We start from the raw sequence: 17,423 nt of genomic DNA, 5'->3' as shown, positions 1-17,423 counted from the left end.
CCCGATCCGTGGCCCATGCTGACGCGGTTGTTCGCACACTTCTCTGATGACCGAAGCGAACCAGACCGTCCCGCAGCGTGCAGCCGCCGCCTATTCGCGTCTCGCCTTCACTCGCGCAGATCTGCTCGACCAGGGACTGTCGCGCCGCGGGATCACACTCGCCGTCCAGCATGGGCATCTTCAGCACGTCCGACGCGATCGCTACCTCCTGGCCGCAGTTGATCCGGACGTCGTGGAAGCCGTCCGGATCGGAGGGCGGTTGACGTGTCTGTCACTGTTCGCGGTGATGGGCGTCTTCGTCCACCGGCGCCGGGGCCTGCACGTGTTCGTCACGCGCGGCAGCTCTCGGCTGCGTCCGCCGAAGGTTCCGCAGGTCACGTATCACTGGAACCGTTCGTCGGCCCTGCCCGAGCTCCTGCACGTCGCGCCCTTGATCGACGCAGCTCGGCATGCGGTGCGGTGTCAGGAGCCGCGCGCTGCGGTAGCAACCCTGGACAGCCTCGTGCACCACGGCCTGCTGACGAGCTCTCAGCTGGACGAGGTCTTCGCGGGGCTGCCGTCCCGGCTGCGACCGACGCGTACGCTCGTCGACGGCTCCGCCGAGTCGGGCCCGGAGACGTTCGTGCGCCTGATGCTGCGGACGATCGGGGTCCGTTTCGAGACCCAGGTGTTCATCCCCGGTGTCGGCCGGGTGGACTTCGTCGTGGAGGGGTGGTTGATCATCGAATGCGACAGCAAGGAATTCCACGAGGGGTGGCAGAAGCAGCAGGAGGACCGGCGACGCGACCTCGCGGCCGCCCGTCGCGGATATGTGACCATCCGCCCTCTGGCCACCGACGCCCTCGGCGCGTGGCAGGCCGTGCAAGCGGCGCTGCGGGAGGTCATCGAGACGCTCGGCCCGTCGTTCATCGGCAGTCGGCGCGCACAATTCAGCAAGAACTCCGGGCGGTGACTCGAAACGGCCGGATGGCGGGCGTTTAAGCCAGTTCTGGCTGAATTATGCACGTGAGCGGGGCGCACCATCCGGCGAATCCTGGACGTCATGGCCCCGCCGCGCTAGCGTGCTGCCATGGAGACCCTGCTGATCGTCCTCGGCGTGCTCGCTGCGGCATGGTTCGCGATGCTGATGCGAAAGCCGCGGTCGTCGCGCCGTGCCGACCCGGACGGGTTCGCGGTGGACCCGGCGCTGTCGAAAGCGCTCGACGACTCGGCATCCGACAGCGTCAGGTTCCGGGGCTACCCCTGATTCACCGCTTATCGGCGAAGCGCTGGATCAGCCGGGCGGCCGGCTCCGAGTCGGTGATCAGGGTGCCGTGACCGTGGTCGGGGATGACCGCGAGATCGGCGCCGGGGATCGAGTCGATGATCGCCTGGCACCAGCTCATCGGCGCGAGCGGATCGTCCTCGCCCCGCAGCACCAGCACGGGGCAGTCGATGCGGGCGAAGGCGTCCTCGGGCTCGTGCACGATCGTGGCGCGGATCTTGCGGATCAGGTGCGGCCCGCCGCGGAGGTACTCGCGTGCGCCGCGCCAGATCACGAGCGGACGCTCGCCCAGCAGGTCGATCAGCAGGTACCGCGCCTGGGAGGCGACGTTGCGCGCCGCCTTGTCGACGGTCGGTCCTGCGAGGATCACCTTCGCGACGAGCGACGGATGCCGTGCGGCGAGCTCGGCCGCGATCTGACTCCCCATCGAGTGGCCGATGACGATCACCGGATCCTCGCCGGTGTGACGGAGGTAGGCCGCGACCAGGTCGGCATGCCGTTCCATCGTGAGGTTCCGGGTGGGCTCGGGCGCCTCGCCGAAGCCGGGCAGGTCGAGCGCGATGACACGCCCCTCGAGACGGCGCACCACGTCGAGATAGACGCTGCGGCCCATCCCGATGCCGTGCAGCAGCAGGAACGTGTGCTCACCCTCGCCGAAGGTCTCGGCGATGAGGGTCGCCCCGCCGTACTCGTATTCGAGCAGGGTGACGGGTGTTCCCTTCGGGGCGAGGTAGCTGGTCGGCACCCGTCAAAGGTAGTCGACGTGGCTGGACGCGTCCCTCAGCCGGCGGGCGTCAGGACCAGGGTATGCACGGCCGCCGCCTCCACGGCCTTCGCGGAGAACGCCCATGGCCGCTGGATGCCGGTGGCCCAGTCTGCGGTCTGATCGGTGTAGTGCTCGTCGAACGCGTGGCCGGAGGCGCCGGTGAGGTGGATCCACGTCGAGGCGTCGAAGTCGGACAGGTCGACCACCATGCGCATCGACGGCACGGTGGTGGTCTCGTAGGAGGTGCCGAGCTCCCACCCGGTCGCGTTCACGACCGATGCTCCACCGCCGACCCGGAAGGGCCCGCGGTTGAAGAGGGCCTCGATGGGCGCGATCCCCGAGGCGCCGAGGGTGTCGCTCCGGAGGGTGATCGCGTGCAGGTCGCCCCAGTTCCAGAGGGTGACAGCGGTGCCCTGGAGCCCGGAGAGCTCGTCGTAGGCGTCTTCCGCCGACAGCGCGAGCATCTCGTCCATCCCGTCCACATCGAGCTCGGCGTTGGTCCAGAGCGGATCGGACGGGTCCTCCAGCATGCTCGCGACGACCGTGAACAACCGGGCCTGGCCGTCGATCGGAAGCGGCTGCTCGCGTCGGCCGAAGATGTTCTGCACGAGGTTCGACCACAGGACGTTCGCGTACGCCGCGGCCGCGGAGGATGCCGTGTTCTGCGCATCCCAGGCGTGGAGCAGTGCGACCGCCTCGCGCGGGCCCGTCCCGGAGACCTCGACGTCGGAGAGAGCGGCGGCGAGCTGCTTGCCGATCCACATCTCGCTGTCCATCTGGATCTCGCGCATGTCCTGCGCCGTGAGAGGACCGGCCGCAGCGCGGCGCTCGATCAGGTGAGCGATGCGGGCGGCGCGGTACCCGTAGTCCCAGTCGCGGGAGAGGAAGTACTCGTAGTCGTCGGTGACGATCGCGTTGTTCGCGGTGACGATGTAGCCCGAGGTGGGGTTGTACGACACCGGCAACTCCTCGAAGGGGATGAACCCGGTCCAGTCGTAGCTGCTGTCCCACCCGGGCTGCGGCATCCATCCGTCGCCGGCGCCGCGGATCGGCAGGCGTCCTGGTGTCTGGTAGCCGATGTTGCCGTCGGTGTCGGCGTAGATGAGGTTCTGCGCGGGGACGTCGAAGAGCGAGGCGGCGTAGCGGAAGTCGTCGAAGTCCTGCGCGGTCGAGAGCGCGAAGATCGCGGTCGCGGCGGTGCCGGGGTCGAGCGCTGTCCAGCGCAGGCTGACCGCGTACTCGGGTTCTTCCTTCGGTTCGGGCAGGGTTCCGCCGGAGAACAGGTCGGGGCCTCCGGGGATGCCGGCCTCGACCGCGGGCAGAGGATCGTCGGCGATCGCCGTGAAGTCGTCAGTGAGCCCGGAGATGATCGGGCCGTGGACCGTGGAGCGGATCGTCAGCTCGATGTCGTCGCCACCGGCGACCTTGATCGTCTCGGTGCTCTCCTCGAGGGGGACGAGGACGCCGTCGCGCCAGTACTCGTCGCCCTGCACGCGCTCGATGTACAGGTCGGTGACGTCGGTGGTCAGGTTCGTGAAGCCCCACGCGACCTTCTGGTTGTGGCCGATCACGATCCCGGGCAGGCCGGAGAAGGAGAAGCCGCCGACGTCGAACGGGCACGCCTTGTTCACGGTCGAGCACTTCAGCTGCACCTGGTACCAGACCGAGGGAAGGGATGCTCCGAGGTGCGGGTCGTTGGCGAGCAGCGGCATCCCGGTATCGGTGAGGTCGCCGGAAACGACCCAGGAGTTCGAGCCGATGCCCTCGCCGGCGTCGCCCACGAGCAGGCTCGCCGCCGCGACGACGTTCGCGGTCTCCTCCCACTCCACCGTCGTGACGGCCTGCTGCACGTCGGCGTCCGTGTCGCGCGAGGAGAACGCAGCGGGCTCGGCGTCGGTCTCGAGTGCGGGAACCGTCGAGATCTTCGGGACGATCACCGGGTTCTCGTCGAAGGGATAGTCGGGATAGAGCCGCTCGAGCATCGCGCTCGTGTCGTCTGCGGCATCCGTGGCGTCAGCATCCTCCGTGGCGCCGGCATCGAGCTCCGCGGCCAGCAGCGCGCGCTCGGTCTCGTCCTCGACGTTGCCGCGCAGATCCCAGGCCATGGCCTTGAGCCAGGCGACCGAGTCGGCGGGCTCCCAGGGCTCGGGCGCGTAGTCCGGGTTCTGCATGCCGAGCACGGCATATTCCAGCGACAGCTCGGCGCCGGAGCGCGAGGCGAGGTAGGCGTTGACCCCGGCGGCATAGGCCTCGTAGTAGCCCAGGGTCACGTCGTCCATCGCAGCGACCTCCGCCTCGGCGACCTTGCGCCAGCCGAGCGTGCGGAGGAAGGCGTCGGTTCCGGCCTGCGAGGCGCCGAACATCTCGGCGACGCGACCCGCTGTCACGTGGCGGCGGAAGTCCATCTCGAAGAACCGGTCCTGCGCGTGCACGAATCCCTGCGCATAGAAGAGGTCGTCCGTCGAGTCGGCGGTGATCGTCGGGACGCCGCTGGCATCGCGCTCCACCGTGACCTCGGACGCGAGCCCAGTCACCTCGATCGCGCCCCCGGTCTGCGGAAACGACCGCTGGATCGTCCACGTGACGAAGAAGGCCGCCGCGACGGCGATCACGACGATCACGGCGACGACGAGGAACGCGATGCGCCCGATCCGGACGCCCAGCGAACGGCGGGAGGGGACGGCAGTCGCCGGCGAATCAGTCGTCATCGTTGAGCGCTCTTCTCGGGATAGCAGGTGGGACTCAGTCCCACCGAGCCCCAGTGCGCGTGTCAGGGTCGCGCCTTCGCATCATATCCGCCGGAGCGCCCGGGCGCAGGGGCGATCCGGCGGACCCGCTCAGCCGATCAGGCTCGGCTGCAGATCGCGCAGCGTGCGGCGATGCGTCATGCGCGTGACCCCGATCATCGCGAGCGCCAGGGCGCCGACGAGCCAGAGCGCCAGGACGGCCAGATCCCAGCCTGCACGGGCGAGGTTCCCGCCGTACATGAGCTGTCGCATCGCGTCCACGACATATCCCAGCGGCAGCACATGATGCAGGGCTGCAAGTGGCGCCGGCAGGGTCTGCCAGGGGAAGGTGCCTCCGGCGGTGACGAGCTGCAGCACCATCAGCACCAGGCCGAGGAACTGGCCGACCGATCCCAGCCAGACGTTGAGCGTGAGGATGATCGCCGCGAACGTCGCCGAGGCGAGCACCATCACCCCGAGCGTGCCGATCGGATTGTCGAACGTGAACCCGAGCGTGATCGCGAGGATGCCCATCAGTCCGACCATCTGCACCGCGCCCAGCATGGCGGGGGTCAGCCATCCGGCGAGCGTGATGCGGATCGGAGAATGCAGGGCCGTGACCGCGCGCCGCGAGATCGGCTTGACGATGAGGAACAGCGCGTAGATGCCGATCCATGCGGAGAGCGCCGCGAAGAACGGCGCGAGCCCTGCGCCGTAGTCCTCGGCGGAGGCGACCTTGTCACTCGAGACCTTCACCGGGTCGGCGATCGTGTCGGCCTGCAGCGTGCGCAGTTCGGGCGTCGACGCCGGGATCTGGCCGACCCCGTCGGACAGCCCGTCGCGCAGTTCCGCGGTGCCCGCCGCGAGCGTGCTCAGCCCGTCGCGCAGCTGGGCGGCTCCGGCGTTTGCGGAGGAGGCGCCGGTGGCGACGGTGCCCGCACCGGTCGCGAGCTCGGACGCCCCGGAGGCGAGGGATGCTGCGCCGGCGGCGAGCTGGTCGACCTGACCGACCGCGGATTGGACCTTGCCGTTGCCGTCCTGCAGCCGCGTCGCAAGGGGGTCGAGGGCCGCGAGGACCTGATCGATCTCTTCCTGGGTCAGGCCCTGGTCGACCAGGGCGTTCGCGATGTCGGTCCGCACCTGCGGCAGCGCGTCGGCGGCCTGCTGCACGGCGGCGCCCGCACGATCCGCGACATCGGCGAGCTGGCGGTTCCCGGCGCTCACCTGCTGCGCACCGCTCGCGAGCGTCTGCGCGCCAGCGGCGAGCTGCGCGGTTCCATCGGCGAGCTGCGCCGTGCCGTCGGCGAGGGTGGAGCTTCCGGATGCCGCGGTGTTCGCGCCATCCGTCAGCTGGGACGCTCCGTCTGCGGCAGTGATCAGGCTGTCGCGCACGTCGCTCAGGCCTGTCAGCAGGCGCTCGGCGGCCTCGCTGCCGACCATCTCGGCCACGGAGCTGCGGATCTTCTCGACCGCCTGCGTGCCCATCGAGGACGCGAGGTAGTTGTTGGCGTCGTTCGTCTCCAGGTCGATGCGCGCCTGGTGCGGGGAATCGCCCGCCGCCGAGGTGAGCGCCGAGGAGAAGTCGGCGGGGATCGTGACGGTGAAGTCGACGGTGCCTTCGCGCAGCGCGTCGGCGGCCTCCTCCGCTGTCATCCGCTGCCAGTCGAACGCATTGCCCTCGATGAGGTTGTCCGCGACGTCCGCGCCGTAGTTCACGGTGTCGGCGCCGGCCTCTTGGTCGGTCGCCGGGGCGCCCTCGTCGTCGACGACCAGCGCCACCGGGACCTCGGGGAACTTCGCGTAGGGGTCCTGATTGGCCCACAGGTAGAGGCCGCCGTAGAGGATCGGCACGCAGATCAGCGCGATGAGGGCGATGATGCCCATCTTGCTGGCGGTGAGGCGTCGCAGCTCGGCGGCGATCATGGAAGGAACCTTCATCGCACGCCTCCGTTCTCGGTCGGGGTTTCGTTATCGGTGTCGGACGCTTCGACAGGCTCAGCGACCCAGGCGGGCGCGTCGTCCGAGAGGGGTCCCTGAGCTCGTCGAAGGGCCGGTTCGTCGGCATCCGGTTCGTCGGCATCCGGTTCGTCGGACGACACGCCAGATGTCGGACGTCCTGGGTCTACCGGTCCGACATCTGGCGTGTCGGCCCCCGAAGTGGTGCCGGATTCCTCGAGCACGAGGGGCTCGATCGGCCCGGAGGCGTTGATCGCGTCGAACTCCTGCATCCGCTCGAGGGCGACGGCAGCCGATCCGCCGATGATCACGAGCATCGCGTAACCGCGGTCGGCGAACTCGCCGGCGATGCGCCACCAGCCGTCGGGGCTGCCGCCGTGCCGGTCGGGGGCGACGAGCACGATGCCCTCGACTCCGTCGCGCAGCACCGCGAGCTCGCACATGATCCGCACGCGGGCGGCGGGGTCGACGGTGCCGATCGGGACGGATGCCAGTTCGGCGAACCCGAGCTGAGCCAGCCACCGGCGCGCGTGCACGGGTGTCGCGCCGACGCCGGCGAACATGAGCTCCTCGCCCACGACTCCGGCGAGCGTGATGTCGGCGTGCGGGTCACTGGCGTCGGGTGCATCGACCAGGGCCACGCGGCGCCGCAGCTCCTTCGCGTTCTCGGCGCCGTCGAGGGTGACTCGGCCGGAGTCCGGCCGCATCCGGCCGCTCGCGATCAGACCGAGCACGGTCGGCCGCTGCTCGGTCTCAGCGAGGGCGAAGCGCACGGCCCCGGTGTGGAACTCGAGGTTCGTCAGCGGCAGCGCCTGTCCGCCGCGGCCCTTGCTCACGTCGTGCAGGGTGATCCTCATGCGTCCGCCTCCTGGTCGATCTCCGTGGCGATGATGTCGGGGTGTGCGGTGAGGAGCTCATCGGCTTCGCGCCAAGACAGGCCCGCGATGCTCAGCACGGTGCGCACCGCGACGTTCGCGGCGCCCGTGCTGGCGGCATCCGTCCGCGACACGACCGTGCGCGCCATCTCCTCGATCAACCGGGCGAGGGTGGGTGCGGCGAGGTCGGTGCGGAAGCTTCCGTCCTCCTGCCCGCGACGGGCGAGCGCGGCGACGGTGCGGCGCAGTGGTGCGAGGGCCGCGGCCGTGTGCTCGACGTGCGACTCGTCGAGGGCGAGGGCGGCGGCGACCTGCACGTGCGCGGCCTCCTGCCAAAGGCGAGCGGCCAGGCGGGCGAGGGCGATGCGGCTGTCGGGGTCGTCGACCGAGGTGGCGATGGCGTTGAAGCGCTGCGCTCCGCTCGAGATGAGTTCGCGGATCAGCGCGTCGCGGTCGTCGAAGTGCCCGTACAGGGTGCGGCGCGAGAGCCCGGCCGAGCGCGCGATGACGTCGACGGAGGCGTGCGGATCGTTCGCGAGGGTCGCACGGGCGGCGTCGAGGATGCCGGCGCGGTTCTCCACGGAATCTCGACGGGGTGCACGGGTGGTCATGTCCCCATGGTACTTATAGTGCACACTACTGTGCAAGATAACTCGGAGGACTCACAGCATCCCGAATGAGAGAAGGGGGCGGATGCCGCAGCATCCGCCCCCTTCCGAGAGGTCCTATCCCGACGAAGGGTCAGTCGGTGCCTGAGTCGAAGGCTGCACCCTCGGAGGCGACGTCCACGGCATCCGCCAGGTTCTCGTCGACCTCTTCGACCGAGCCGGTGATCTCACCCGACTCACCCGCGGTCACGCGACCGACGAGCTCGCCGGTCGCGCCGCCGATGAGTCCCAGACCCGCGTACTGCTCGAGGCGCGAACGCGAATCGGCGATGTCGAGGTTGCGCATCGTGAGCTGGCCGATGCGGTCGACCGGGCCGAAGGCGGCATCGCCGACGCGCTCCATCGACAGCTTCTCCGGACCGTACGACAGGTTCGGCGAGACGGTGTCGAGGATGGTCCAGTCATCGCCGCGACGCAGACGGATCGTGACCGAGCCCGAGATCGTGAGACCGACCCAGCGCTGGATCGACTCACGCAGCATGAGCGACTGCGGCTCGAGCCAGCGTCCCTCGTACATGAGGCGGCCGAGGCGGCGGCCCTGCTCGTGGTACGTCGCGAGGGTGTCCTCGTTCAGGATGCCGTTGACGAGGCGCTCGTAGGCGATGAATAGCAGCGACATGGCCGGGGCCTCGTAGATGCCGCGCGACTTCGCCTCGATGATGCGGTTCTCGATCTGGTCGCTCATGCCGAGGCCGTGGCGTCCGCCGATCGTGTTGGCCTCCATGACCAGGGCGACCGGGTCGCTGTACTCGACGCCGTTGATGGCGACCGGGCGGCCGGCCTCGAACGTGACGGTGACGTCTTCGGTCTCGATCGCGACCGACGGGTCCCAGAACTTCACGCCCATGATCGGGTCGACGGTCTCGAGGGACACGTCGAGGTGCTCGAGCGTCTTCGCTTCGTGGGTGGCGCCCCAGATGTTCGCGTCCGTCGAGTACGCCTTCTCGGCGGAGTCGCGGTACGGGAACTCGTGGGCGACGAGCCAGTCGCTCATCTCCTTGCGGCCGCCGAGCTCGGTGACGAAGTCGGCGTCGAGCCACGGCTTGTAGATGCGCAGGCGCGGGTTGGCGAGCAGGCCGTAGCGGTAGAACCGCTCGATGTCGTTGCCCTTGTAGGTGGAGCCGTCGCCCCAGATGTCGACGCCGTCCTCCTTCATCGCGCGCACCAGCAGCGTGCCGGTGACCGCACGACCGAGGGGAGTCGTGTTGAAGTAGGTCTTGCCGCCGGAGCGGATGTGGAAGGCGCCGCAGGAGAGAGCAACGAGGCCCTCTTCGACCAGAGCCGTCTTGCAGTCGATCAGGCGCGATGCCTCGGCGCCGTACTCGAGCGCGCGGCCCGGGATCGACGCGATGTCGTCTTCGTCGTACTGTCCGAGGTCGCCGGTGTACGTGAAGGGAATCGCGCCCTTGTCGCGCATCCATGCGACGGCGACGGAGGTGTCGAGTCCTCCGGAGAAGGCGATGCCGACGCGCTCGCCGACGGGCAGGGACTGGAGGACCTTGGACATGCTTTCCAGTCTATCCGCGGGCGGCGTGTCGCCCTGTGCCGCATGACGACCCCGCGTGCAGGAGATGCCGGCCTACTGCGGGACCGACTCCTTCTGACGCTCGTCATCGCCGACGGATGCCGGTGCGGCCAGCATCCGTCTCTGATGCGCGGCGTACTCGCCGCCCCACCGGGTGAGGGTGTCGACCAGGGGCTGGGCGCCTCTCCCGAGGTCGCTCAGTCGGTACTCGACCTTGGGCGGCACCTGCCGGTACACCTCGCGGGTGATCAGGCCGTCGTCCTCGAGCTCCCGCAGCTGTCGCGTGAGCACGCGGGCCGTGGGTTCGAGCAGAAGGCGGCTCAGCTCGCCGAAGCGGAGCACGTCGTGCTCGCCGAGGAGGGAGAGGATGCTGGGCTTCCAGGCGCCGCCGAGCACGGCGATCGACACCTCTGCGTCGCAGGCATCCGTCCATTCCCGGACGATGCGCTCCGTCTTCTCTCTCATGGGCTCGCCTCTCGCGCTTCCATAGTATCCAATTGGTCACTATCTGACCGGAATGACAGTACTTGCCGGTTCAGTACCATCACACCAGACTGAGACGGTGACGTCCAGTACCCCCACGACCATCTCCCCGACTCGTCCCCTCCGCCACCCCTGGCTGGCGATGATCCCGCTGCAGCTCGGCATCCTGATCGGGGCGCTCGCGATCAGCAGCGTCTCGACCGCTCTGCCGGCCATCCGCGGTGACCTCGCGCTCACCGACAGCGGAGCCCTGTGGCTGGTCGACATCTACTCGCTCGCGCTCGCGGCCACCCTCATCCTCGCTGCGCGCATCGGCGATGCCTTCGGTCGCAAACGCATCGTGCTGATCGGCCTCGCGGGATTCGCCGTCCTCAACGCCGTGGGCGGGTTCGCCGACAACGGGCTCGTGCTGATCGCCATCCGGGCGCTGCTCGGTGTCGCGGAGGCGTTCGTGGTCGCGGGTGTGGTCGCCACGATCGGCGCCCACTACCAGGCACGCGAGCGCGTGCTCGCCTACGGGCTCTGGACGGCCACGTTCGGCGCCGGGAGCGCGCTCGGCCCGGTGCTCGGCGGGATCGTCACGGAAGGGCCGGGATGGCGATGGCTGCTGCTGGGCAGCGTGCCCCTGGCCGTCCTCGCCGGTGCTCTCGCCATCTGGCTCGTCCCCGACTCCCGCAGCTCCCGCCCGGCGTCGTGGGACGTGCTCAGCATCCTCTCCTCGATCGTCGCACTCGGGGCCCTGGTCTTCGCCCTGCACGAGGTGCTCGCGGCGCCGGTTCCCGCGGCCGTGGCCGGTGTCGTCGCCGTCGCGGTCCTGATCTTCTTCATCCGCCGACAGCGCGTGCTCCGCGATCCGCTCATCGACATGCGGTTGTTCGGAGTGCCGGGCTTCAGCCCCGCGATCGTGCGCATCCTCGCGAGCAGCGGGGTGGCATCGGCATCCGTCGTCCTCGTGAGTCTTCATCTGCAGGATGCGCGCGGCCACAGCGCGGCCGAAGCGGGGATCGCGATCCTCCCGCAGGCGGTGGCCATCGCGCTGGGCGGTGTGCTGGCACCCGTCTTCCTGCGGATGCTGAGCGCGAACGCGCTGACGGTGCTGGCGCTCACGGTGCAGGGCGTCGGACTGGCCTGGCTCGCCCTCGATCCGGACCTGGTCGCGCTCCCCCTGCTGCTCGTCGGCCTGGGGTTCGGAATCGGGGCGACCCTCGCCGCGACCGCGCTGTTCGACGTCACTACGGAGGACGACGCCGGCCAGGTGGGTGCCATCCAGGAGGTCGGCTTCTCGCTCGGCGGCGGACTCGGGATCGCGGTGCTCGGCACGATCGGCTCGATCCTCGCGGCGCGCGGATTCACCGTCGCCCTGGTCATCGCCGCGGTGGTCGTCGTCGCCGCTGCCGTGCTGCCGCTCGCCCGCACCAGGAAGGCGACATCGTGACCGCCACGCGCCCGACAGCGCACTGGATCCTCGCGCACCCGCAGTCGAGCTCGTTCAACGCGCGACTCTTCCATGAGGGATCCCGGAAGCTCGCGGCCGACTACGACGTGGTCACCTCCGACCTCTACGCGCAGAGCTTCGATCCGGTGCTGTCGGCGAAGGATCTCGGCGAGCCCTTCGGCCGTGCGGGCAACGTGGTCGACCTCATGGGCGAGGCCCAGGCTGCAGGGCAGCTGGCCGACGACGTGGTCGAGGAGCAGCGCAAGGTCGCTGCAGCCGAACTCCTCGTGTTCCAGTTCCCCCTGTGGTGGTACGGGGTGCCCGCCATCCTGAAGGGCTGGTTCGATCGCGTGCTCACGAACGGGTTCGCTTACGGCACTCTCGACCCCGAGACCGGGGTGCCGCTTCGCTACGGTGCCGGACCGCTCGCGGGCCGGCGGGCTCTGGTGATCGTCACCGCCGGTGAGGACGAGCGGTCGATCGGCCCGCGTGGCATCAGCGGAGACATCGACTCCCTGCTCTTCCCGGTGACGCACGGCACACTCTGGTACACCGGCATCGAACCGCTCGACCTGCACGTCGTGCACGACGCCGACGGACTCGACGCGACGGGTATCGATGCGGAACTCGACCGCCTCGGTCAGCGCCTCGCAGGCATCCGCACGGAGACGCAGCTCCGGCCCTACCGACGCCTGCAGGATGGCGACTATCGCGGCACGAGAGCTCTCCGCGCCGACATCCTGGCAGATCGCACCGATCTCGGCATCCATCGCACGGGCGTCGACTCGGCTCGGTGAGCCCGGCCCGGCTTCAGAGGTCTTCGTGCCGCGCGGTGCGCAGTGGTGAGAAGAGAACGATGAGCGCCGCGACCACGAAGATCACCACGCTCACACCGATCGTGACGCGGAACCCGAAGGCGGTGGCGAGTCCGCCGGCGATCAGCGCGCCGATGAGGAACATGACCCGGTTGACCGTGCGGATCGAGGCGTTCAACCGGCCCTGCATCTCGTCGGGCGCGACAGCTTGGCGATAGCCCATCTCGTTCGGGTCCTCGAGGCCCATGCCCAGCCCGAACAGGAACTGGCCGATGCCGAGAGGGATCGCCACGATCGCGATGTTCTCGGATGCCGGGAGGATCAGCACGGCGAGCCAGGCCAACGCCGAGAGCACGCGTCCGGCCAGGACGGCACCGCCGACCCCGAAGCGTCGGCCCGCCATCGGCGCGAGCACCGCACCGAGGAATCCACCGACGCCACCGAGCGCGAGCACGAGGCCGAACACCAGAGCGCCGAGGTCGAGCTCGCGCAGGGCGTACGGAGCGAACGCGGTCAGCGCGATGCTGTTGCCGAGGAACCAGACGTTCACCGACGCGGCCATCGGGGCGAGGGTGCGATGCGAATATGTCCACCGCAGACCCTCGACGATGTCGTGACCGAGGTGGCGTCCGTCGGTGCGGGGCTCGGCTTTCGGCTCGTCGACCTTGATCCGGCTGAGCATCACCGCGCTGACGAGGTAGGCGACGGCGTCGATGAGGATCGCGACCGGAGCACTGAGCCAGCTCACGAGCGCTCCGCCGAGAGCCGGGCCGGTGGTCTGCGCGACGGTGCCCGCCTGCCCGAGCCTGGCGTTCGCGGAGACGAGCTGGTTCCGCGGGACGAGTCGGGGAAGCATCGGCTGCGCGGCCGAGTCGGCGATCAGCGTGAGGGCGCCGAAGATCAGGAACAGGGCGCCGAACGTCCAGACGGTCAGGGTCCCGGTGACCCACAGCACGGGGATCGCGCCGAGGACGAGTGCGCGGCCGACGCTCGCGAGCACCATCGCGGGCTTGCGGCGCCACCGGTCCATCAGCGCCCCGACGATCAGGCCGAAGAGCAGGTAGGGCACCACGTTCGCCGCGTTCAGCAGGCCGATCTCGAAGGCGGAGGCGCCCAGTGTCGTGACGATGAGCACTTGGAATGCGACAGCGCTCACGGCTCCGGTGAACGCCCCGAGGGTCGACGACGACCAGAACAGTGCGAACGCGGGAAGGCGCAGCACCTCGCCCGGTCTGTCACTCATCCGACGCGCCGGTCAGCCATATCCGCCTCGGGTTCGGTGGTCATTTCGTGGTTCCGTATTTGCGGAACGCGTTCTGCTTCGAGGTGCGCAGCGCGAGGCCGATCATCGTCCAGGAGTCGCCGGCCGCTCGCGCAGCTGCGACGGCAGCGGTGAGTCGTTGGTCGGCGGCATCACGTGCTGCGCGCGCGGCGGCGATGTCGCGCAGCCGGGATGCGTCGCGCATCGTTTCGGGACGGATGCTGTCGATGAACGCCTCGACGTCCCGATCGCGATCGTCTCGGACGGCTGTTCTGGTCATGCATCCTCCCTCAGAGGTAGTGGTATCGACTGGGTCGGAGTCGATCCGCGTGAATGATGAGTGAAGGGCTCTGAGCCGGCACGAGCACGAGTTCGAGGAGTCGTCCGACGCGATCCGCTTGCGGTCAGCGTAGCGGTCGTGCATGCGGGGCGTCAATGATATGTTGACGACTGCTTCTGGTCATGACTCCAGGGAATCCGTCCGAAGGTCCGCCTCGCTCGCCGTTTGACTCGCCTGGCCGACGGTTGGCGAAAGTCATCCGAAACTGACCACTGTGCAGGAGTAGCCTCCACCTCAACCCGCTCTCACCGTGGGAGAGTGTGCACGGAGGCGGAACATGGGCGAAGCGGTGCTGTGGGGTGTGGTCGCGGCATCCCCGCTGTTCGTCGGCGCGGTGCTCGCGATGCTGCGTGCCTGGCCGCCCCGCTGGCTCGGCATCGTCCTCGGCTTCGGCGCGGGCGCGCTGATGGCCTCGATCGCCTTCGAGCTCTGGGAGGAGGGACTCCAGCGCGGCGGCGCGATCCCCCTCGTGGCAGGGGTCGCCGCCGGCGCCCTCGCGTACTACATCGCCGCGCGCATCCTCGACGCCAGGGCCGCCAAGAAGAAGAGCGAAGCGGGCGGCGGACAGCTCGCGGTCGGGGCTCTGCTCGACGGCATCCCCGAGCAGCTCGTGCTGGGAATCGGACTGGCGTCCGGCGAACCGGTCAGCATGGCTCTCGTCGTCGCGATCCTCGTCTCGAACCTGCCGGAGTCCATCGGCTCGGCCACCGACCTGCTCCAGGGCGGCATGGCGAAGAGTCGCGTGCTGCTGCTCTGGGCGGGGGTGGCCGTGATCTGCGCGCTCGCCACCGTCGCGGGCTTCGGGCTTGCCACGGTCACCGGTGAGGCCTTCCGCACGACGGCGAGCGGATTCGCCGCCGGAGCCCTGCTCGTCATGCTCGTCGACTCGATGGTCCCCGAAGCCCAGTCGAAGGCCAAGGAGTCCACGGGTCTTGCGACCGTGCTCGGGTTCGCGCTCGCCGCGGGTCTGTCGTTCGCCGGCTGACGCTTCGCGTGGCAGTCCGGCAGGGTCACGGGCCGGAACACCGTGCTCTTCTGCCACGGGAACGCCCCGCCGGATGGCGGCATCCGCACGTCAGATCGGGTGCGGGCGGCGGGTTACGCTCGGGGAGGACGTGAAGGATGCTGGCGGGACGCCGCCACGCAGACGGCGAGGACAAAGGAGTTCTGATGACCGACACACTGGCTCGCCCGCCCTTCGACCCCGAGCTCGAAGCCGCTCTCGCCCTGGTCGCCGACCAGATGCCGACGACACTCACCTCGGAGATGATCCCGATCATGCGGCAGTCGCCGGTCAGCGGAGAAGACGAGATCTTCGTGCTCCTCGACGAGCGCGGATTCACCCGCCGCGATGTGACGATCGCCGGTCACGGAGGCGATGAGATCACCGTCTCGGTGATCGAGAAGGAGGGTCGCACGGGAACGGGCCCCGGCTTCTTCCACACGCACGGCGGCGGCATGATCCTCGGCAACCGGTGGCTCGGCGTCGTCGGATTCCTCGACTGGGCGGAGCGCTTCAACGGCGTGATCGTGACCGTCGAGTACCGGCTCGCGCCCGAGTTCCCCGATCCGTACCCGGTCGAGGACTGCTACGCCGCGCTCGTGTGGACGGCGGACCACGCGGAAGACCTCGGCATCGACCTGTCGCGTCTGCTGATCGGCGGCGGCAGCGCCGGGGGCGGACTGGCCGCCGGCACGACCCTCCTCGCCCGCGACCGTCGGGGTCCGGCGCTCATCGGTCAGCTGCTCATCTACCCCATGCTCGACGACCGCGACGAGACGGTCTCGACGCAGCAGATCGACGGCATCGGCGTGTGGGACCGCGGGTCCAACATCACCGGCTGGACCGCTCTGCTCGGCGATCGCAAGGGTGGCGCCGACGTCTCGATCTACGCCGCCCCTGCACGCGCGACCGACCTCGCCGGTCTCCCGCCGGCGTTCATCGACTGCGGCAGCGCCGAGGTCTTCCGCGACGAGGACGTCGCCTACGCCACGCGCCTCTGGGAGGCGGGGGTCCAGGCCGAGCTGCACGTCTGGGCCGGCGGATTCCACGGATTCGACATGTTCGCGCCGCACGCGGCCGTGGCGCAGGCGATGCTCGCCGCCCGCGACAACTGGGTGAACCGCCTGCTCGCCTGACGCCATCACCCTACGGGGTCCTCGCCGGACCCCGTAGGGTGGAACTCCCGCGCGATGGAGCCGACATGCAAGATCTGCTGGGGCGTCTCACCGCCCTCGACCCGGACGCCAGCGAGACGCTCAAAGTCGTCACGTACTTCGACGCCCTCGTCGAGCGATCCGTCGGCGTCGAGAGCATGCTCCGCGGAGCTGCGGTGCTGAGCGGTGCGACCGTCGGGCAGCGCGACGGCCGCCAGATCATGCGCGTGCGCGCCGACGGCGTCCGTATCGATCCGACCGATCCCCGAGACGTCTGGATGAGGCGCGACAGCGGACCCGATGCCGTCGTCTGGATCGAACGCGAGGGCCAGGAGCACACCAACGACGCGATGATCCTCGAACGGCTCGCTCTCGCGCTCGGCATCATCCGTGCGCGCCGATCCGTGGGCACGGCGAGCGCGGTCGAACTCGCGATCAGCTCCTACGCGGGCGTCGATGAGCGGATGACCGCGCTGTCGCGTCTCCGGCTGCCGCCCGGCCCGCTGTGCGTGGTGGCCTCGCCGCCCGACCCGGCGCCCCAGGCGCAGCATCCGTCCGCCGTCATCGCCACCCGGCACGGGCTGACCAGGGCGACGATCCTCCCGGCGGAGCGGGCAGCGGCAGAGGCCTGGGATCCGGCTGACGACGCGCGGCGGGGTATCGGCATGCCCGGGCTGGAGGGGCAGCTTCCCGCCTCGTGGTCGTCCGCGCTCATCGCGGTGCGACTGACCACCCCCGCAGAACCCGTGCTCGCCGCCGCCGACCTGGGCGCACTGCTGCTGGTCGCCGAGAAGGCCGACTCCGGCGCCCTCCATCCGGATGCCGCGACCCTCGCCGGCCTGGATGCCCGCAGCCTCGAACTCCTCGATGCCGTGGTCGACGAGCAGAGCGTGCGGGCCGCGGCCGTGCGCCTAGGACGGCATCATTCGAGCGTGCAGGATCGCCTCTCGGTGCTCACCGAGACGCTCGGGTACGACCCGCGCACCTCTCGGGGGCACGCCCGCTTCGTCGTCGCGCGGATGCTGCTCCGCCTCGCCGACTGAGGCGTTTCGTCTCGTCGCTGCGCTCCTCGCTCAACGACCGGGCTGTGGGTGCTGACGCGTTTCGTCTCGTCGCTCGACGACCGGGCTGTTCGTTGAGCGAGCGCAGCGA

General features: G+C 69.6%; 16 protein-coding genes. 7 read left to right on the top strand and 9 right to left on the bottom strand.

The annotated features are described in order from the left end of the window. The first annotated feature begins 46 nt into the window (after positions 1-46). Both ABD648_RS12225 and ABD648_RS12220 read left to right on the top strand, forming a co-directional pair. Positions 47-952 (top strand): hypothetical protein, encoded by a 906-nt coding sequence (locus ABD648_RS12225; protein ID WP_282215234.1) that lies wholly within the window; start codon positions 47-49, stop codon positions 950-952. Between the two features lie 117 nt (positions 953-1,069). After that, complete coding sequence (locus tag ABD648_RS12220) at positions 1,070-1,246, top strand: hypothetical protein (RefSeq protein ID WP_282215233.1); 177 nt, start codon at positions 1,070-1,072, stop codon at positions 1,244-1,246. A gap of 1 nt (position 1,247) precedes the next feature. Here the strand turns inward: ABD648_RS12220 and ABD648_RS12215 are convergent, their stop codons facing one another. The 7 genes from ABD648_RS12215 to ABD648_RS12185 form a co-directional block, all read right to left on the bottom strand. Next, complete coding sequence (locus tag ABD648_RS12215; RefSeq protein WP_282215232.1) at positions 1,248-2,009, bottom strand: alpha/beta fold hydrolase; 762 nt, start codon at positions 2,007-2,009, stop codon at positions 1,248-1,250. Between the two features lie 35 nt (positions 2,010-2,044). After that, on the bottom strand, positions 2,045-4,738 hold the full coding sequence (locus ABD648_RS12210) for a penicillin acylase family protein (RefSeq protein WP_282215231.1): 2,694 nt from the start codon (positions 4,736-4,738) through the stop codon (positions 2,045-2,047). Positions 4,739-4,867: 129 nt separating this feature from the next. Further along, on the bottom strand, positions 4,868-6,694 hold the full coding sequence (locus ABD648_RS12205; protein WP_282215230.1) for a YhgE/Pip family protein: 1,827 nt from the start codon (positions 6,692-6,694) through the stop codon (positions 4,868-4,870). Then, positions 6,691-7,569: a hypothetical protein gene (locus ABD648_RS12200; RefSeq protein ID WP_282215229.1), complete on the bottom strand. Its 879-nt coding sequence runs from the start codon at positions 7,567-7,569 to the stop codon at positions 6,691-6,693. Before ABD648_RS12200 ends, ABD648_RS12205 begins: the two co-directional genes overlap by 4 nt. Next, entirely contained in the window at positions 7,566-8,198 is a 633-nt protein-coding gene (locus tag ABD648_RS12195) for a TetR/AcrR family transcriptional regulator (RefSeq protein WP_282215228.1), read from the bottom strand. The genes ABD648_RS12200 and ABD648_RS12195 overlap by 4 nt, the downstream gene beginning before the upstream one ends. A gap of 130 nt (positions 8,199-8,328) precedes the next feature. Then, complete coding sequence (argG, locus tag ABD648_RS12190) at positions 8,329-9,762, bottom strand: argininosuccinate synthase (RefSeq protein ID WP_282215227.1); 1,434 nt, start codon at positions 9,760-9,762, stop codon at positions 8,329-8,331. A 72-nt stretch (positions 9,763-9,834) separates the two neighbouring features. Next, positions 9,835-10,245 carry a winged helix-turn-helix transcriptional regulator gene (locus ABD648_RS12185; protein ID WP_282215226.1) on the bottom strand — a complete coding sequence of 137 codons (411 nt, stop codon included), beginning with the start codon at positions 10,243-10,245 and terminating at the stop codon, positions 9,835-9,837. 97 nt (positions 10,246-10,342) lie between these two features. On the opposite strand from ABD648_RS12185, the gene ABD648_RS12180 reads away from it, so the two are divergent. Beyond that, positions 10,343-11,698 carry an MFS transporter gene (locus ABD648_RS12180; RefSeq protein WP_282215225.1) on the top strand — a complete coding sequence of 452 codons (1,356 nt, stop codon included), beginning with the start codon at positions 10,343-10,345 and terminating at the stop codon, positions 11,696-11,698. Next, positions 11,695-12,495, top strand: a complete 801-nt coding sequence (locus tag ABD648_RS12175; protein ID WP_282215224.1) for an NAD(P)H-dependent oxidoreductase — start codon at positions 11,695-11,697, stop codon at positions 12,493-12,495. Before ABD648_RS12180 ends, ABD648_RS12175 begins: the two co-directional genes overlap by 4 nt. Positions 12,496-12,508: 13 nt before the next feature. Here the strand turns inward: ABD648_RS12175 and ABD648_RS12170 are convergent, their stop codons facing one another. After that, entirely contained in the window at positions 12,509-13,756 is a 1,248-nt protein-coding gene (locus ABD648_RS12170; RefSeq protein ID WP_282215223.1) for an MFS transporter, read from the bottom strand. A 40-nt stretch (positions 13,757-13,796) separates the two neighbouring features. After that, the gene (locus tag ABD648_RS12165; protein WP_282215222.1) at positions 13,797-14,054 is read right to left on the bottom strand and encodes a hypothetical protein; all 258 of its coding nucleotides are present in this window, start codon (positions 14,052-14,054) and stop codon (positions 13,797-13,799) included. Positions 14,055-14,391: 337 nt separating this feature from the next. Between ABD648_RS12165 and ABD648_RS12160 the strand changes: the two genes are divergently transcribed. The 3 genes from ABD648_RS12160 to ABD648_RS12150 all read left to right on the top strand — a co-directional run bounded on the left by ABD648_RS12160 (position 14,392) and on the right by ABD648_RS12150 (position 17,314). Beyond that, positions 14,392-15,099 (top strand): ZIP family metal transporter, encoded by a 708-nt coding sequence (locus ABD648_RS12160; RefSeq protein WP_282215221.1) that lies wholly within the window; start codon positions 14,392-14,394, stop codon positions 15,097-15,099. A 185-nt stretch (positions 15,100-15,284) separates the two neighbouring features. Next, positions 15,285-16,253: an alpha/beta hydrolase gene (locus ABD648_RS12155; protein ID WP_282215220.1), complete on the top strand. Its 969-nt coding sequence runs from the start codon at positions 15,285-15,287 to the stop codon at positions 16,251-16,253. Positions 16,254-16,318: 65 nt separating this feature from the next. Further along, entirely contained in the window at positions 16,319-17,314 is a 996-nt protein-coding gene (locus tag ABD648_RS12150; RefSeq protein WP_282215219.1) for a helix-turn-helix domain-containing protein, read from the top strand. The last annotated feature ends 109 nt before the right edge of the window (positions 17,315-17,423 follow it).

This window comes from Microbacterium luteolum, assembly GCF_039533965.1.
Lineage (GTDB): Bacteria > Actinomycetota > Actinomycetes > Actinomycetales > Microbacteriaceae > Microbacterium > Microbacterium luteolum.
This window is presented reverse-complemented; position numbering and strand designations above follow the sequence as displayed.

Bases quoted from the DNA above. Each gene is read 5' to 3' on its own strand.
- ABD648_RS12225 (WP_282215234.1), top strand. From the start codon at position 47: ATGACCGAAGCGAACCAGACCGTCCCGCAGCGTGCAGCCGCCGCCTAT.
- ABD648_RS12220 (WP_282215233.1), top strand. From the start codon at position 1,070: ATGGAGACCCTGCTGATCGTCCTCGGCGTGCTCGCTGCGGCATGGTTC.
- ABD648_RS12210 (WP_282215231.1), bottom strand. From the start codon at position 4,738: ATGACGACTGATTCGCCGGCGACTGCCGTCCCCTCCCGCCGTTCGCTG.
- ABD648_RS12205 (WP_282215230.1), bottom strand. From the start codon at position 6,694: ATGAAGGTTCCTTCCATGATCGCCGCCGAGCTGCGACGCCTCACCGCC.
- ABD648_RS12200 (WP_282215229.1), bottom strand. From the start codon at position 7,569: ATGAGGATCACCCTGCACGACGTGAGCAAGGGCCGCGGCGGACAGGCG.
- ABD648_RS12195 (WP_282215228.1), bottom strand. From the start codon at position 8,198: ATGACCACCCGTGCACCCCGTCGAGATTCCGTGGAGAACCGCGCCGGC.
- argG (WP_282215227.1), bottom strand. From the start codon at position 9,762: ATGTCCAAGGTCCTCCAGTCCCTGCCCGTCGGCGAGCGCGTCGGCATC.
- ABD648_RS12185 (WP_282215226.1), bottom strand. From the start codon at position 10,245: ATGAGAGAGAAGACGGAGCGCATCGTCCGGGAATGGACGGATGCCTGC.
- ABD648_RS12170 (WP_282215223.1), bottom strand. From the start codon at position 13,756: ATGAGTGACAGACCGGGCGAGGTGCTGCGCCTTCCCGCGTTCGCACTG.
- ABD648_RS12165 (WP_282215222.1), bottom strand. From the start codon at position 14,054: ATGACCAGAACAGCCGTCCGAGACGATCGCGATCGGGACGTCGAGGCG.
- ABD648_RS12160 (WP_282215221.1), top strand. From the start codon at position 14,392: ATGGGCGAAGCGGTGCTGTGGGGTGTGGTCGCGGCATCCCCGCTGTTC.
- ABD648_RS12155 (WP_282215220.1), top strand. From the start codon at position 15,285: ATGACCGACACACTGGCTCGCCCGCCCTTCGACCCCGAGCTCGAAGCC.
- ABD648_RS12150 (WP_282215219.1), top strand. From the start codon at position 16,319: ATGCAAGATCTGCTGGGGCGTCTCACCGCCCTCGACCCGGACGCCAGC.